The 14,783-nt window shown below is 64.9% G+C and carries 13 protein-coding genes; 10 read left to right on the top strand and 3 right to left on the bottom strand.

Annotation, left to right across the window (positions count from 1 at the left end):
* Nucleotides 1–313 precede the first annotated feature (313 nt).
* Both carB and greA read left to right on the top strand, forming a co-directional pair.
* The gene (gene carB / locus ACYCVF_RS06740; RefSeq protein ID WP_459599772.1) at nucleotides 314–3,778 is read left to right on the top strand and encodes a carbamoyl-phosphate synthase large subunit; all 3,465 of its coding nucleotides are present in this window, start codon (nucleotides 314–316) and stop codon (nucleotides 3,776–3,778) included.
* 204 nt (nucleotides 3,779–3,982) lie between these two features.
* Nucleotides 3,983–4,456: a transcription elongation factor GreA gene (gene greA / locus ACYCVF_RS06735; RefSeq protein WP_024340382.1), complete on the top strand. Its 474-nt coding sequence runs from the start codon at nucleotides 3,983–3,985 to the stop codon at nucleotides 4,454–4,456.
* 190 nt (nucleotides 4,457–4,646) lie between these two features.
* Here greA and ACYCVF_RS06730 read toward each other — a convergent pair whose 3' ends face one another.
* Complete coding sequence (locus ACYCVF_RS06730; protein WP_319339360.1) at nucleotides 4,647–5,126, bottom strand: Lrp/AsnC family transcriptional regulator; 480 nt, start codon at nucleotides 5,124–5,126, stop codon at nucleotides 4,647–4,649.
* A 266-nt stretch (nucleotides 5,127–5,392) separates the two neighbouring features.
* On the opposite strand from ACYCVF_RS06730, the gene trxB reads away from it, so the two are divergent.
* From trxB to ACYCVF_RS06705, 5 genes are all read left to right on the top strand, one after another.
* Nucleotides 5,393–6,358, top strand: a complete 966-nt coding sequence (trxB, locus tag ACYCVF_RS06725; protein WP_459599775.1) for a thioredoxin-disulfide reductase — start codon at nucleotides 5,393–5,395, stop codon at nucleotides 6,356–6,358.
* A gap of 4 nt (nucleotides 6,359–6,362) precedes the next feature.
* Nucleotides 6,363–7,286 (top strand): LysR family transcriptional regulator, encoded by a 924-nt coding sequence (locus ACYCVF_RS06720; RefSeq protein WP_028178742.1) that lies wholly within the window; start codon nucleotides 6,363–6,365, stop codon nucleotides 7,284–7,286.
* Between the two features lie 446 nt (nucleotides 7,287–7,732).
* Nucleotides 7,733–8,641 (top strand): 4-hydroxy-tetrahydrodipicolinate synthase family protein, encoded by a 909-nt coding sequence (locus ACYCVF_RS06715; RefSeq protein WP_459599778.1) that lies wholly within the window; start codon nucleotides 7,733–7,735, stop codon nucleotides 8,639–8,641.
* A gap of 296 nt (nucleotides 8,642–8,937) precedes the next feature.
* The gene (locus tag ACYCVF_RS06710; RefSeq protein WP_167406957.1) at nucleotides 8,938–9,087 is read left to right on the top strand and encodes a hypothetical protein; all 150 of its coding nucleotides are present in this window, start codon (nucleotides 8,938–8,940) and stop codon (nucleotides 9,085–9,087) included.
* A 94-nt stretch (nucleotides 9,088–9,181) separates the two neighbouring features.
* On the top strand, nucleotides 9,182–9,364 hold the full coding sequence (locus ACYCVF_RS06705) for a hypothetical protein (protein WP_459600843.1): 183 nt from the start codon (nucleotides 9,182–9,184) through the stop codon (nucleotides 9,362–9,364).
* 79 nt (nucleotides 9,365–9,443) lie between these two features.
* Here ACYCVF_RS06705 and ACYCVF_RS06700 read toward each other — a convergent pair whose 3' ends face one another.
* Both ACYCVF_RS06700 and ACYCVF_RS06695 read right to left on the bottom strand, forming a co-directional pair.
* The gene (locus ACYCVF_RS06700; protein WP_459600845.1) at nucleotides 9,444–10,121 is read right to left on the bottom strand and encodes an AAA family ATPase; all 678 of its coding nucleotides are present in this window, start codon (nucleotides 10,119–10,121) and stop codon (nucleotides 9,444–9,446) included.
* Nucleotides 10,122–10,541: 420 nt separating this feature from the next.
* Entirely contained in the window at nucleotides 10,542–10,883 is a 342-nt protein-coding gene (locus tag ACYCVF_RS06695; RefSeq protein ID WP_459599780.1) for a hypothetical protein, read from the bottom strand.
* A 565-nt stretch (nucleotides 10,884–11,448) separates the two neighbouring features.
* Between ACYCVF_RS06695 and ACYCVF_RS06690 the strand changes: the two genes are divergently transcribed.
* From ACYCVF_RS06690 to ACYCVF_RS06680, 3 genes are all read left to right on the top strand, one after another.
* Nucleotides 11,449–12,615 (top strand): CaiB/BaiF CoA transferase family protein, encoded by a 1,167-nt coding sequence (locus tag ACYCVF_RS06690; RefSeq protein ID WP_459599782.1) that lies wholly within the window; start codon nucleotides 11,449–11,451, stop codon nucleotides 12,613–12,615.
* Nucleotides 12,616–12,617: 2 nt separating this feature from the next.
* Nucleotides 12,618–13,541, top strand: coding sequence for an HpcH/HpaI aldolase/citrate lyase family protein (locus ACYCVF_RS06685; protein WP_459599784.1), 924 nt, complete (start codon nucleotides 12,618–12,620; stop codon nucleotides 13,539–13,541).
* Between the two features lie 223 nt (nucleotides 13,542–13,764).
* On the top strand, nucleotides 13,765–14,703 hold the full coding sequence (locus tag ACYCVF_RS06680) for an AEC family transporter (protein ID WP_459599786.1): 939 nt from the start codon (nucleotides 13,765–13,767) through the stop codon (nucleotides 14,701–14,703).
* The last annotated feature ends 80 nt before the right edge of the window (nucleotides 14,704–14,783 follow it).

Below are 14,783 nucleotides of genomic sequence, written 5' to 3'. Positions count from 1 at the left end.
CGCTCTTCATCCTGGTTCAAATCCAGGCCGGGTCTCCACGCTTCGCCCCTATGGGGCTACGCGTGGCGCAGCCATGCTGGACCCATCGGGACGAAGCGCGTCCGCGTAGCGGAAGCGAAGACGGACCTTGCCAACGCGGGCCTCCCCTTTCCCGTCAAAATTGCCAGTTGATGGGTATTTTTCGGGGTTTCGCCGCCCCTAAAACTGGTCTAAGACCCACCCGCGCGCGAGGGAGACCCCGCGCTCTCGCCAAATGGGGACGCGCGGCAAGCGCGCCCTTTTTTTGTGCCCAGATCCCAGCCCGTGAGCGGTGATGCCCAAACGAACCGACATCTCGACCATCCTGATCATCGGCGCCGGTCCCATCGTGATCGGCCAGGCCTGCGAGTTCGACTATTCGGGCACGCAGGCGGTGAAGACGCTGAAGGAAGAGGGCTACCGCATCGTCCTCGTCAATTCCAACCCGGCCACCATCATGACCGATCCGGAGTTGGCCGATGCGACCTATATCGAGCCGATCACGCCCGAGATCGTCGCCAAGATCATCGAGAAGGAACGACACGTCATTCCCGGCGGCTTCGCGCTGCTGCCGACCATGGGCGGACAGACCGCGTTGAACTGCGCATTGTCGCTGCGCCGGCAAGGCACGCTGGAGAAGTTCGGCGTCGAGATGATCGGCGCCACGGCCGATGCGATCGACAAGGCCGAGGACCGCCAGCTGTTCCGCGAGGCGATGACCAAGATCGGGCTTGAGACGCCGAAGTCGCGGCTCGCCAATGCCTCCGAGTTGAAGAAATCCTTCCGCGAGAAGTATCAGGCCGCGCGTGCGAAGGCCTCCGGCGCCGAGCTCGAAGAGCTCGACCGGCAATGGACTCTCGGCGAAGCCGACCGCCGCAAGCGCTATCAGGAATATGCGCTCGGACAGGCGATGATGGCGCTGTCCGAGATCGGCCTGCCCGCGATCATCCGCCCCTCCTTCACCATGGGCGGCACCGGCGGCGGCATCGCCTACAACAAGGAAGAGTTCCTCGACATCATCGAACGCGGCCTGGATGCGTCTCCAACCAACGAAGTGCTGATCGAGGAATCCGTGCTCGGCTGGAAAGAGTACGAGATGGAGGTGGTGCGCGACAAGAACGACAATTGCATCATCGTCTGCTCGATCGAGAACCTCGATCCGATGGGCGTGCACACCGGCGATTCCATCACCGTGGCGCCGGCGCTGACGCTGACCGACAAGGAATACCAGATCATGCGCGACGCCTCGCTGGCGGTGCTGCGCGAGATCGGGGTCGAGACCGGCGGCTCCAACGTCCAGTTCGGCGTCAATCCCGACGACGGCCGCATGGTCGTCATCGAGATGAATCCGCGCGTGTCGCGCTCCTCCGCGCTCGCCTCGAAGGCCACCGGTTTTCCGATCGCCAAGGTCGCCGCCAAGCTCGCGGTCGGCTACACGCTCGACGAGATCGCCAACGACATCACCGGCGGCGCCACGCCGGCCTCGTTCGAGCCGACGATCGATTACGTCGTCACCAAGGTCCCGCGTTTTGCCTTCGAGAAATTCCCGGGCGCCTCGACCACGCTGACGACCTCGATGAAGTCGGTCGGCGAAGTCATGGCGATCGGCCGCACCTTCCAGGAAAGCCTTCAAAAGGCCTTGCGTGGGCTCGAGACCGGATTGACAGGCCTCGACGAGATCGAGATCGAAGGACTTGGCCGCGACGACGACAAGAATGCGATCCGCGCCGCGCTCGGCACGCCGACGCCGAACCGGCTGCTCCAGGTCGCCCAGGCCATGCGGCTCGGCTGGTCGAACGAGGACATCTTCAACTCCTGCAAGATCGATCCGTGGTTCCTCGGCGAGATGCGCGGCATCGTCGACATGGAGGAGAAGGTCAGGAAGAACGGCCTGCCCGGCAACGCCTTCGGCATGCGCACGCTCAAGGCCATGGGTTTCTCCGACGCGCGCCTCGCGGTGCTCGCCGAGACGACGGAAGCCGAGGTGACGGCGAAGCGCCACGCGCTCGGCGTTCGCCCCGTCTACAAGCGCATCGACACCTGCGCGGCCGAATTCGCCTCCCCGACCGCCTACATGTATTCGACCTATGAGGCGCCGTTTGCCGGCGCACCGGCGGACGAGAGCACGCCATCCGACAAGAAGAAGGTCATCATCCTGGGCGGCGGCCCCAACCGCATCGGCCAGGGCATCGAGTTCGACTATTGCTGCTGTCACGCCTGCTTCGCGCTGCATGACGCCGGCTACGAATCCATCATGGTCAACTGCAATCCGGAGACGGTGTCGACCGACTACGACACCGCCGACCGGCTCTATTTCGAGCCGCTCACAGCCGAGGACGTGCTGGAGATCATCGCGAAGGAACGCAGCAAGGGCACGCTGCATGGCGTGATCGTGCAATTCGGCGGCCAGACGCCGCTGAAGCTGGCGCGCGCGCTGGAAGCCGCCGAAGTGCCGATCCTCGGCACCTCGCCCGATGCCATCGACCTTGCCGAGGACCGCGACCGTTTCAAGCGCGTGCTCGACAAGCTCCGCCTGAAGCAGCCTAAGAACGGCATCGCCTATTCGGTGGAACAGGCGAGGCTCGTCTCGGCCGATCTCGGATTGCCGCTGGTGGTGCGCCCGTCCTATGTGCTCGGCGGCCGCGCCATGCAGATCATCCGCGAGGAGAACCAGCTCAACGACTACCTGCTCGGCACCCTCCCGGAGCTGGTGCCCGCCGACGTCAAGGCGCGCTATCCGAACGACAAGACCGGGCAGATCAACACCGTGCTCGGCAAGAACCCGCTGCTGTTCGACCGCTACCTGTCGGACGCGACCGAGATCGACGTCGACTGCCTCTGCGACGGCAAGGATACCTTCATCGTCGGCATCATGGAGCACATCGAGGAAGCCGGCATCCATTCCGGCGACAGCGCCTGCTCGCTGCCGCCGCACTCGCTCGATGCCGCGATGATCGCGGAGCTGGAACGGCAGACCCGCGAGCTCGCGCTCGGCCTCGACGTCGTCGGCCTGATGAACGTGCAGTACGCCATCAAGGACGGCGAGATCTACGTGCTCGAGGTCAATCCGCGCGCTTCGCGCACGGTCCCGTTCGTCGCCAAGGTGGTCGGCACGCCGGTCGCCAAGATCGCGGCGCGCATCATGGCGGGCGAGAAGCTCGCCGATTTCAAGCTGACGAAGGCCGAGCTCAAGCACGTCGGCGTCAAGGAATCGGTGTTTCCGTTCGCGCGCTTTCCCGGCGTCGACACGGTGCTCGGACCCGAGATGCGCTCGACCGGCGAGGTCATGGGCATCGACCGCTCGTTCGCGGTGGCCTTCGCCAAGAGCCAGCTCGGGGGAGGCACGCGGGTGCCGCGCAAGGGCACGGTGTTCGTCTCGGTGCGCGAGAGCGACAAGACGCGCATCGCCGAGGCCGTTCGCGAACTGCATTCGCTCGGCTTCAAGGTGCTGGCGACCTCGGGCACTCAGCGCTTCCTGACCGACCAGGGCATCCCGACCGAGAAGGTGAACAAGGTGCTGGAGGGGCGGCCGCACATCGTCGACGCCATCACCAATGGCGACGTCCAGCTCGTCTTCAACACCACCGAAGGCCCGCAGGCGCTGGCGGACAGCCGTTCGCTGCGGCGCGCGGCCCTCTTGCATAAAGTGCCGTATTACACCACTCTTTCCGGGGCCGTGGCGGCCGCGCAGGGGATCCGCGCCTATTTGGGTGGGGACCTTGAGGTTCGTACCCTGCAGAGCTACTTTTCGGAAACCTGATCGCCAGCGGCGGCGAAGCTTCCGCTAAGTGATTGGCAATGAACCACAATGGCCGGAGGAACTGTCCGGCCATGTGGTTGTTCTGTTCCGGCGCCAGACGCACATGAGATCCCGGAGGGCGCATGTTCAGCCCGGGAATACCGACGAATCAAGGTTGCCGCGCCTCTCGATCGTAGGGCGCGCAGCTGAAGGACGAGAGAAGAGATGGAAAAGGTTCCGATGACCCAGGCCGGCTTTGTCGCGCTCGGGGAAGAATTGAAGAGGCGTCAGTCGGAGGACCGTCCGCGGATCATCGAGCACATCGCGGAGGCGCGCTCGCACGGAGACCTGTCGGAGAACGCGGAATATCATGCCGCGAAGGAAGAGCAGTCCCACAATGAAGGCCGCATCGCCGAGCTCGAGGACAAGCTCGCGCGCGCCGACATCATCGACATCTCCAAGCTCTCCGGCGACACCATCAAGTTCGGCGCCACCGTGACGCTGGTCGACGAGGACACCGAGAAGAAGACGGTGTGGCAGATCGTGGGCGAGGTCGAGGCCGACGCCAAGAAGGGCCGCATCTCCATCACCTCGCCGCTCGCGCGCGCGTTGATCGGCAAGAAGAAGGGCGCCTCCGTCGAGGTCAACACGCCCGGCGGCGCCAAGGCGTACGAGATCACCAAGGTAGAGTGGCGGTAGGAATTTGCCGTTGCGCATGACCGTTCAAAGGGCCGCGCAACTGCGCGGCCTTTTTTGTTGCTGACCGTTACTTGCGTGGGGGAGCGCGTATTCTCGCCACCCGTCATTGCGAGCGTAGCGAAGCAATCCAGAATCTTTCCGCAGCCACAGTCTGGATTGCTTCGCTGCGCTCGCAATGACGGAGGACGACTTACCTCCGCCCCTTCACATCCAGCGGCACGGCTGCCTCGTATTTCGAATTGTGCAGCACCAGCGACGTGCGCACGTTGCGGACGTGTGGCGCGGCAGTCAGATGCGTGACGAAATTCTGGAAGGTCGCCATGTCAGGGGCGACGCATTTGAGGATGAAATCGACCTCGCCCGACAGCATCCAGCATTCCCGCACCAGGGGCTCGGCGCGGACGAAGTCCTCGAAGGCACGCAAGTCCGCCTCGGCCTGGCTGGACAGGTGCACGGCCGCGAACACGGTGACGTCGAAGCCGAGCTTGCGGGCATCGAGCAGGCCCCGATAGCCGTGGATATAGCCCTCCTCCTCCAGCGCCCGGACACGGCGGAGGCAGGGGGGCGGCGAGATGCCGACGCGTTTGGCCAGCTCGACATTCGTGATTCGACCGTCGGCCTGAATCTCGGCGAGAATTTTCAGGTCGATCTCGTCCAGGTTCCGCGACACGTGATTGGAACTCCTGCCCTTGGCGGCGGTATTGGGTGGTTTATCGGAATTCTCATAGCCCAGTCCGCCCGCCCAGCGCAATTTTATTGCGCGTGCAGCGCAATCGACTTTTGTTCCCCATTGGAAAAATCCGCCGAGAGGGAATGCAATTCTTGCATAGCTCACCAGATGGCTTAGATTAGCTCTGACATTTCAGCGCCTCCGCGAGGCCTCCCGGCACGTTCCGCGCCCGCGCTGCAAATCCCCCGTGAAAGGCGTCCATCGAAATGTCCGGTCCTGTTCATGCAAAGGTCGTCATCATCGGCTCCGGCCCCGCCGGATATACGGCGGCGATCTACGCCGCACGCGCGATGCTGGAGCCGATCCTGATCCAGGGCATTCAGCCCGGCGGCCAGCTCACCATCACCACCGACGTCGAGAACTATCCGGGTTTCGCCGACGTGATCCAGGGCCCTTGGCTGATGGAGCAGATGGAGAAGCAGGCGGTCCATGTCGGCACAAAGATCGTCACCGACCTGGTCACCAGGCTGGAGACGGCGCAGCGGCCATTCCGCCTTACCTGCGACAGCGGCGACGTTTATCTCGCCGACACCGTGATCCTCGCCACCGGCGCGCAAGCACGCTGGCTTGGCCTGCCGTCCGAAGCCAAGTTCCAGGGGGGCGGCGTATCGGCCTGCGCCACCTGCGACGGCTTCTTCTACCGGGGCAAGGACGTGATCGTGGTCGGCGGCGGCAACACCGCGGTCGAGGAAGCACTGTACCTCACCAATCACGCCTCGCAGGTCACCATCGTGCATCGTCGCGATCACTTCCGTGCCGAGCGCATCCTGCAGGAACGCCTGTTCAGGCACCCGAAGATCAAGGTGATCTGGGACTGCGCCGTCGACGAGATCTGCGGCACCGAGAACCCGAACAAGGTCACCCATGTCCGGCTCAAGAACGTCAAGACCGGCGCGCTCACGGACGTGAAGGCCGACGGCGTGTTCATCGCCATCGGCCATGCGCCGGCGACCGAACTCGTGAAGGACCAGGTCAAGCTCAAACCGTCGGGCTATGTCGAGGTCGCCCCGAACTCGACCGCCACCTCGGTGCCCGGCCTGTTCGCCGCCGGCGACGTCGCCGACGAAACCTATCGCCAGGCCGTGACGGCCGCCGGCCTCGGCTGCATGGCCGCACTCGAAGCCGAACGTTTCTTGGCCCTTCGCGCCAGCGAGCGCGCGGCAGCGGAATAGAATCATGCCTCGAACACGCGACGGATTTACGGATATGGATTGGGACAAGCTGAAGGTGTTTCACGCGGCGGCTGAAGCGGGCAGCTTCACGCATGCGGGCGAGCAGCTCGGCCTGTCGCAATCGGCAGTGTCGCGCCAGGTCTCGGCGCTGGAGCAGGAGCTCTCGGTCTCGCTGTTCCACCGCCATGCCCGCGGCCTGATCCTCACCGAGCAGGGCGACCTTCTCTTCCGCACCGCGCATGACGTGTTCATGCAGCTGCAGGCGGCGCGCGCCAAGCTGACCGACAGCCGCGAGCGGCCGAGCGGCGATCTCAAGATCACCACAACGCCCGGCGTCGGCATCAACTGGCTGATCCCGCGGCTCGGCGAGTTCACCGCGCTCTATCCGGAGATCCGCATCTCGCTGATCGTCACCGACGAGGAGCTCGATCTGTCGATGCGCGAGGCCGACGTCGCGATCCGCACGCGCAAGCCGACGCAGCCGGACCTGATCCAGCGCAAGCTGTTCGCGATGGGCTTCCACGCCTATTGCTCGCCGGAATACATCAAGCGCTTCGGCACGCCGCGCACGCTGGAGGAGCTCGACTCCCACCGCATCATCACGCTCAGCGACGGCAGCTTCGCCCCGCACCTGCAGAACCGCAACTGGCTGATCGAAGCCGGTCGCAACGGCTCCGGCCCGCGCGAAGCCTATTTCAAGGTCAACAACATCCTCGGTCTCGTGCGCGCCTGTCAGCAGGGGCTCGGCATCGCCGCGCTGCCGGATTATCTCGTCGAGGAACAGAACAAACTCGTGCAGCTGTTCGGCGAGTCGGATTCGATCCAGCTCGACACCTACTTCGTCTATCCCGAGGAGTTGAAGACGGTCGCGCGCGTGCAGGTGTTCCGCGACTTCGTGGTGAGCAAGGCGCAGCGCTGGCCGTCCTGATTTCCGCATGACTGACATGCGGCCTCGGCTGTTGCTGCATGAGGCTCGGCAAGCTCATAATGTTTGCACGCTGAGCCTTCGCGTTGCGCATTTGTCCCCCTCCTCCAGTGGCGCGAGAGTTCAGTAATCCCTCTTGGAAGGTGATTGTGTCGGCCTCACGTGGCCAATACCTAAGCCGGGCCCTTCGGGTCCGGCTTTTTTTCTGCAGTATGAGCCTTCGCCCTCCGCGTGTATTGACAGTTCCAGGCCTACCCCGCATCATTTACAAATGATCACGAAGTCGTGCGCAGCCAATTCGAAAAAAGGCCCCCATTCGGGGACCTCGGATTTTTGCGCGCACTAGTTGACTTCGTCATCGCTGCAAATCCCGAAAACCCCGCCGCCTGGACGGGGTTTTTTCATGTGCCCTCCGTCTCAGGCTTTTTTCCCGAGAAGGAGATGGAAACATGACCGGACTTGAAGATCATTTGTGTGGACTGTGGCTGCCGCTGGTGACGCCGTTTCAGGGCGGCGCGCTGGACGAGAGGTCGCTGCGGCGGCTGACGCGGCACTACGGCGCGAGCGGCGTCGACGGCTACATCCTGGGGGCGACCTCGGGCGAAGGCATGACACTGCGCGAGGCCGAGCTCGAACGGCTCGTCGCCGTGGTGCGCGACGAGATGGCGGCCAGCGGCCGCACCTTGCCGATCTGCCTCGGACTCTCGGGCGCGGACACCTCGCGCCTGATGGAGCGTCTCGACGAGACCGCGGACTGGCCAATCGACGGCTATCTGATCGCCAGCCCCTATTACGTGCGGCCGTCGCAGCGCGGGCTGCTGGCGCATTTCGAGGCGCTCGCCGATCACGCGGCATGGCCGATCGCGCTCTACAACATTCCCTATCGCTGCGCGGTCAACATCACCAACCAGACCATGCTGCGGCTCGCCGAGCACAGGAACATCGTCGGCCTGAAGGATTGCGGCGCCAGCCGCGAGCAGTCGATCGCGCTGCTGCGCGACCGTCCGAAGGACTTTCGCGTGCTGACCGGCGAGGACGCGAATTACTTCGAAGCACTCACCGACGGCGCCGACGGCGGCATCGTGCTGTCGGCCCATGTCGAGACCGCGACCTTTGCGGCCGTCCGTGCCGAGCTGAGGCGCGGCAACCACGACGCGGCGCAGGCGCGCTGGCAGGAGGTCGCCGACCTGACGCGGCTGCTGTTCACCGAGCCGAGCCCTGCGCCGGCAAAGTACTGGCTGTGGCGGACGGGCCTGATCGACAGTCCCGAGGTGCGCCTGCCGATGGTGGAAGTGAGCAGCGAGCTCGCGGCGGCGATCGATCGCGAGATCGAGCGGCGGACGAAAGTCGCGGCGTAGCGGCTTCTCTCAACGCGCTCTCTGCCGTCCCTTCTCCCCTTGCGGGAGAAGGTGGCGCGAAGCGCCGGATGAGGGGTGTCTATCCACGCGGCAAAAAGTGCGTGCGTGGAGAGAGACCCCTCACCCGTCTCGCCGCTCCGCGGCGAGCCACCCTCTCCCGCAAGGGGAGAGGGTAAGAGGAGGGGTGGTTAACCGCGCACGAACGGCCTTCGCCGTTGCCGCATGGCGCATCCACGGCTCGTTTACGCGATCGCGCCTATCGTCGTCGTTCAACACCTTCAAAGGGGGGAATGACCATGGGGCATCGCATCCGGCCGACGGCCGCGCGGCAATTCGCGCCTGCCGATCTCTTGCAGGGAATTCTGGTGGTGTCGTCGTTCGGGTTCTGGGCGGTGATGCTCGGCCTGATGCCGGTGCTGCTGTTTCGCGTCTGGCTGGTCGGCTGACGGACGGGAGCGCGGGATGGTTAATCCGTAGTAGCACCTGTGTTCAAAATGCACTGGCAGCTGCGATCCGGATCTTAAAACATCCCTGATATCCCTGACGCCCATAAGCGAAGAAATCGCGGGGGCGTTTGTGAGTAGTCAGAATGATATGGCGTCGCATTACGACGCCGGACAGCAAGGCTTTACCACCGAGGACATTCTCTGGGCCGTCGGCATCTGGTCGGTGATCCTGACCCTGTCGCCGGTCATCGTGTTCTACATGCTGATGGTGGCGTAGCTCGTCTCCACCGGGTCCAGAAACGCAAAACGCGCGGCTTGTCCGCGCGTTCTTCGTCCGGGGAATGAACAATGAAAAATCAAGCCGCCTGCTTGTGCATTGCGCCGGAAGCCGACGCCGTGCCGCGAATAGCCTTCACCGAACGCTCGATCGCCGCCCACAGCCTTGCAATTTCCTGAGCCGCACGGCTCTCGGCCTGATACTCGCGCGCGCCTTCGCCGTGGCTCAGCGCCATCAGCAGGTCGGAACGGTTGGTGATCTGGCCGCCCCACACCGGAGCACGGAATTTCGCCAGCGCTTCGCGGGCGATGGTGACGATCGGGCTTTCGGCTTCGTCACGGCGCGCCGGCGCACCGTTGAGCACGACCGCGTAGGGCTTGCGCGCGGCGCGGCACATCTGGATGGTTTCCTGCACCGCGTTGACGTCGAACACGCCGGGACGCGCCGGAATGATCACCATCGTGGCGTTGCGGATCGCGTCGTCGACGACGGCCGACAGGTTCGGCGGCGTGTCGATCAACACCCATTCATAGCCGTCGCGCTTGGCAGCGGAGACGATGCCGCTGACCGAGTTCACGGCAGACTTGATCGGCGGCTCGTTGGTGCCGCGCAATTTGTGCCACAGCGTGAGCGAGCCCTGCGGGTCCGCGTCCACGAGCATGACTTGCTTGCTTGCCTTGATCTGCGCGGCAAGATGTGCAGCCAGGGTACTCTTGCCCGAGCCGCCTTTACGCGATGCAAAAACAATAACGTTCATACCTTCGGCCTCCAGATTGACCCCAGGCCGCGAAAATGAATCAGCGCGCTGATTCGTGAAAGATAAATTTATCGAGAGCCGCGCAAAAGCCATGAAATAACGGGGCGCACTGGCTTTTGAGTCACAGTGGGCGGTGTGACGTCACACACGAACCGCAGCAAAGCGCTTTGCGCGCCTGCAATCGTGCGTTTTTTGAGCGGCGACGGCACCGTAAGGAATGCAACCTTGCCGGGCAAACCTTGCAACGCCTCTTTTCGACCGCGCCCGGCTGCATTTGCCCCGGGTTTGCGCTGCGCTGGGCGAACAAAACGAGTCCGGTGGCTGGCGCGAAGCTGATATCGCCGCCCACGGCGAGCCGGGCCCACGATGTGGGACGTCCGGCGCGACGGAGCTTCAAGACGGAAACGCGGCCGCCTGGGCTCAGCCTTCGCTGGATTTCTTCTTCGGCGTCGACTTGGTGCTCTTCTTCGTGGCCTTCGGCGCGATGTTGGTCGGCTTGCCGGCGCGGACCTCGCTGCGCTCCGGCCCGGAGCGGAAGAACACCCGGCACTGCGGCGAGAGCTGTGCCTTCTTCTTGATCATGCAGGCGGTGATGGCATCGACGTTCGGCACGAACTCGCTGCACAGCCGCATCGCATCGGGGGAGCAGGCCTGCTGCTCCTCCTGGGTGTAGGCGAAACCGGCGCGCGGCAGGGCCAGGACGGCCAAGGCCAACCCGAGGGTTGCAGCGGCCAAGGATGTTTTGAAGCGCAACGCCGGCATTGATTCCCCCACATGATGAGTCAGGGGAATAGTGGGTGAACGGCGGTGCGTTGGCAACGAGGGCAGATGCGAAAGCCGCGACGTGTGCGGTCTCGGCAACAGGGCGGTGGCCGAGTTCTCCCCCGCAATCGCTGGGACATCGCATCTGAGTTCTTGGCAGGACCTGAGCGCGCGCCTCGTCCTTCGAGACGACCGCTTCGCGGTCTCCTCAGGATGAGGCTAGGTGGCATCGGTGCCCGGTGGAACTGCTGCCGCGCACTCGTGTCCTCATCCTGAGGGCCCGCCAAAGGCGGGCGTCTCGAAGGATGGCCGCAGGGACAGCTTTCATAGAGCCCCACCGGCAAGAGGTCCCGTGGCAGCGACGAATGTGAAAACTGCGAAAACAACCCCATGCACAGTAGCCAAGTCACGGCAATCGCTGCTGATTTCACTTTTTAGGATTTTTCGAAGTCGAATTTGACTTGTCGGGCAAAACAGGGGCATGATGGCACGATCAAAAGATGCGCGTGAGGTGGCCGGCCTGTCTCCTGCGCTGATCAAAAGCGTTGGGAATGGAGGCGATCGCATGGTGGGGAATGAGGCGGAGCTGCCGCTATCGGGCGTGACGGTGGTCTCGCTGGAGCAGGCGATCGCGGCGCCGCTCGCCAGCCGGCACCTGGCGGATTGGGGCGCGCGGGTGATCAAGATCGAGCGGCCGGGCGCGGGCGATTTCTGCCGGGACTACGATCACGTGATGAACGGCATGTCGAGCCAGTTCGTCTGGACCAACCGCTCCAAGGAAAGCCTCGCCATCGACATCAAGAGCCCCGAGGGCCGCAAGGTGCTCGACGCCCTGCTGCCAAAAGCGGACGTGTTCATCCAGAATCTCGCGCCCGGCGCGGCGGAGCGGCTCGGCCTCGATGCGGCGTCGCTGCTGCGCAAATTTCCGCGCCTCATCGCCTGCGACGTCTCGGGCTACGGCACCGGCGGGCCCTACAGCAACAAGAAGGCCTATGATCTCCTGGTGCAGTGCGAGGCCGGCGTGCTCGCGATCAACGGCACCGAGGCGGAGCCCGCCAAGGTCGGGCTTTCCGTGGTCGACATCGCCACCGGCATGTACATCCTCAACGGCGTGCTGATGGCGCTGTACGCCCGCGAGCGCACCGGCAAGGGCACGGCCTTCCAGGCTTCGCTGTTCGATTCCATCACGGACTGGATGAGCTATCCCGCCTTCTACACCGAGAGCACGGGCCGGCCGCTGCCGCGCACCGGCGCAAAGCACGCGACCATCGCGCCCTACGGGCCGTTTCGCGTCGGCGACGGCAACACCATCTTCTTCGGCATCCAGAACGACCGGGAATGGCGCTCGCTGTGCCGCATCGTGCTCGGCGATGCCGGCTTCGCCGACCATCCGCGCTTCCGCACCAATCCGCTGCGCATGCAGAACCGCGACGATCTGCAGGCGCATATCGAGCAGCGCTTTGCCGCCATGACCGGCGAGGAGGTGCTGCGGCTGCTCGACGAGGCCGCGATCGCCAACGCCCACCTGAACTCGGTCGAGGCCTTCCTGAAGCACGAGCAGTTGCACGCCCGCGGGCGGGTGCAGACGGTGGGCTCGCCCAGCGGCCCGGTGATGAGCTTCCTGCCCGCGCTCACCCTGCCCCGCGTCTCGCCGCGGATGGACCCGGTGCCCGATGTCGGCGAGCACAACGACGCCATCCTCAGTGAGCTCGGCCTCGGCGGGGAGAATTGAAGATGGTCTCGCTCCGGCCGAGCCGGGCCTATCTGGCCGTTCCCGCGCATCGCGCCCGCCTCGTCGCCAAGGCCGCGGCATCAGCGGCGGACGCGGTGTTCATGGATCTCGAGGACGCCGTTCCGCCCGCCGAGAAGGGCGTGGCGCTGGAGGAGGCGGTGCGGTCGCTGTCATCGCTCGACTGGGGCGACAAGCGCGTCGCGGTCAGGCTCAACGCCGTCGACAGCCCGTTCATCGCGGAGGAAATCCGCACGCTCGCGGCATTGCCGCGGCTGGATGCGGTGATCGTGCCGAAGGCGGAGCGCCCGAGCGACATCGTCGCCATCGCCGGCCAGCTGCGCGCGGCGGCGCCGGATCGCACTTCGCCGGTGGCGCTCGAATTGCTGATCGAGACGGCGCTGGGCCTCGTCAATGTCGACGCGCTCGCCGCCGCGCACCCGAGCGTGGCCGCGCTGCATCTCGGCGTCGGCGATCTCGCGGCCTCGCTCGGCGCCCGCACCTCGGACATCGGCATTTCACCGGACGGCTATCGCCATCTCGGATCGGCGCAGAGCGGCTACGCCTCCGCGCCGCTCGACCTGTTCGCCTATCCCATGATGCGCCTGCTGGTGGCCGCGCGCGCCTTCGGCCTCCGCGCCATCGACGGCCCCTGCGGCGCGTTCCGCGATGCCAGGCTGACTGAGGCCAGCGCGCAAAAGGCCGCGGCGATGGGGTTTGACGGCAAGCAGGTCATCCACCCTGACCAGATCGAGCCGACGCTGTGCGCGTTCACGCCGTCGGCCGAGGAGCTGGCCCAGGCGCGGCGGGTCGTCGAGGCGATGGAGCAGGCCGAGGCGCAAGGCCAGGGCGCGGTGACGCTGGACGGCAAGATGATCGACTATGCCAATGTGCGGATGGCAAGGCGGATCATCGAGCTGGGGTCGTAGCCAGGGCGATCGCACATGACTTGTAACGGCGGCCGGTGCGCACGCCTCGTCCTTCGAGACGGCGCTGACGCGCCTCCTCAGGATGAGGCTCATCAGCGTCGGCGCCCTTTAAACTGCAACACACACTCCGTCCTCATCCTGAGGAGCCCGCTTAAAGCGGGCGTCTCGAAGGATGGCCGCAGAGAAAGCTCTCGATTGCGATAGCCATGGAGATTGATCGCGCATGGCCACTCTTTTGATCGTCGCGCCGGTGTTTGCGCTGATCGCGGCCGGCTATGCGTCGGTGCTGTTTCGCTTCGTCTCGGAAAGCGCGCACAAGGGCATCAGCGAATTCGCCTTCAGCATCGCGATCCCCGCGCTGCTGTTCCGCACCATCGTCGTCTCGGAATTCCCCGATGTCAGCCCCTACAGGATGTGGGGCGCCTATTACGGCGCGCTCGCGCTCACCTGGATCGCGGCGATGGCGGTCTCGGCGCTGCTGCGCCGCGGGCGCGGCGGCAGCGAGGACGGCGTCGTGTTCGCGATCGGCTCGGTCTACGGCAACATCGTGATGCTCGGCATTCCGCTCGTGCTCTCCGCGCTCGGCAACGAGGCGGCAGGACCGATGGCGCTGATCCTGTCGGTGAACACGCCGCTGCTCTGGCTCTGCGGCACGCTCCAGATGGAGTTCGTCAGCCGCAAGCAGGCGAGCTCGCCGCTCGCGATCGTCTGGCCCGTGATCGCGGACCTCGCGCGCAACCCGTTGATGCTGGCGATCGGCCTCGGCGTGATCTGGCGCCTTGCCGGACTCGGCCTCACCCCCGTGGTCGACCGCACCATCGAACTATTGGCGCAGGCGGGCTCGCCGACGGCGCTGATCGCACTCGGCATCAATTTGTTCCGCTTCGAGGTGAAGGGCGAGAAGCTGAGCATTTTGCTGATGTGCGCACTCAAGCTCGCGGCCATGCCGGCAGCAGCCTTCGTGCTGGCAAGATTGCTCGACCTGCCGCCGGTCGCCGCCGGTGTCATCGTGCTGTTCGCGGCGATGCCGACCGGCGCGAATGCCTACATCTTCGCGGTGCAATATCAGCGGCTGGTGAATCCGGTGTCAGGCGCGGTGGCGCTGGGCACGCTGCTGGCGGCGCTGACGTTGCCGGTGGTGGTGTGGGTGGTGACGCGGTGAGGCATTCCGAGGCTTTGCAGGCGACGCCGCACGGCCTCCCCGCGCCCAATTGCCAATCAGCGCAGGCCGAAGAACGAGAG

The sequence above is a fragment of the Bradyrhizobium cedriense genome (assembly GCF_054602315.1).
Note: the sequence above shows the minus strand (reverse complement) of the source record. Positions and strands in the feature narration are given on the sequence as shown.

Bases quoted from the DNA above. Each gene is read 5' to 3' on its own strand.
- trxB (WP_459599775.1), top strand. From the start codon at position 5,393: ATGTCCGGTCCTGTTCATGCAAAGGTCGTCATCATCGGCTCCGGCCCC.
- carB (WP_459599772.1), top strand. From the start codon at position 314: ATGCCCAAACGAACCGACATCTCGACCATCCTGATCATCGGCGCCGGT.
- ACYCVF_RS06685 (WP_459599784.1), top strand. From the start codon at position 12,618: ATGGTCTCGCTCCGGCCGAGCCGGGCCTATCTGGCCGTTCCCGCGCAT.
- ACYCVF_RS06720 (WP_028178742.1), top strand. From the start codon at position 6,363: ATGCCTCGAACACGCGACGGATTTACGGATATGGATTGGGACAAGCTG.
- ACYCVF_RS06715 (WP_459599778.1), top strand. From the start codon at position 7,733: ATGACCGGACTTGAAGATCATTTGTGTGGACTGTGGCTGCCGCTGGTG.
- ACYCVF_RS06695 (WP_459599780.1), bottom strand. From the start codon at position 10,883: ATGCCGGCGTTGCGCTTCAAAACATCCTTGGCCGCTGCAACCCTCGGG.
- greA (WP_024340382.1), top strand. From the start codon at position 3,983: ATGGAAAAGGTTCCGATGACCCAGGCCGGCTTTGTCGCGCTCGGGGAA.
- ACYCVF_RS06700 (WP_459600845.1), bottom strand. From the start codon at position 10,121: ATGAACGTTATTGTTTTTGCATCGCGTAAAGGCGGCTCGGGCAAGAGT.
- ACYCVF_RS06710 (WP_167406957.1), top strand. From the start codon at position 8,938: ATGGGGCATCGCATCCGGCCGACGGCCGCGCGGCAATTCGCGCCTGCC.
- ACYCVF_RS06690 (WP_459599782.1), top strand. From the start codon at position 11,449: ATGGTGGGGAATGAGGCGGAGCTGCCGCTATCGGGCGTGACGGTGGTC.
- ACYCVF_RS06680 (WP_459599786.1), top strand. From the start codon at position 13,765: ATGGCCACTCTTTTGATCGTCGCGCCGGTGTTTGCGCTGATCGCGGCC.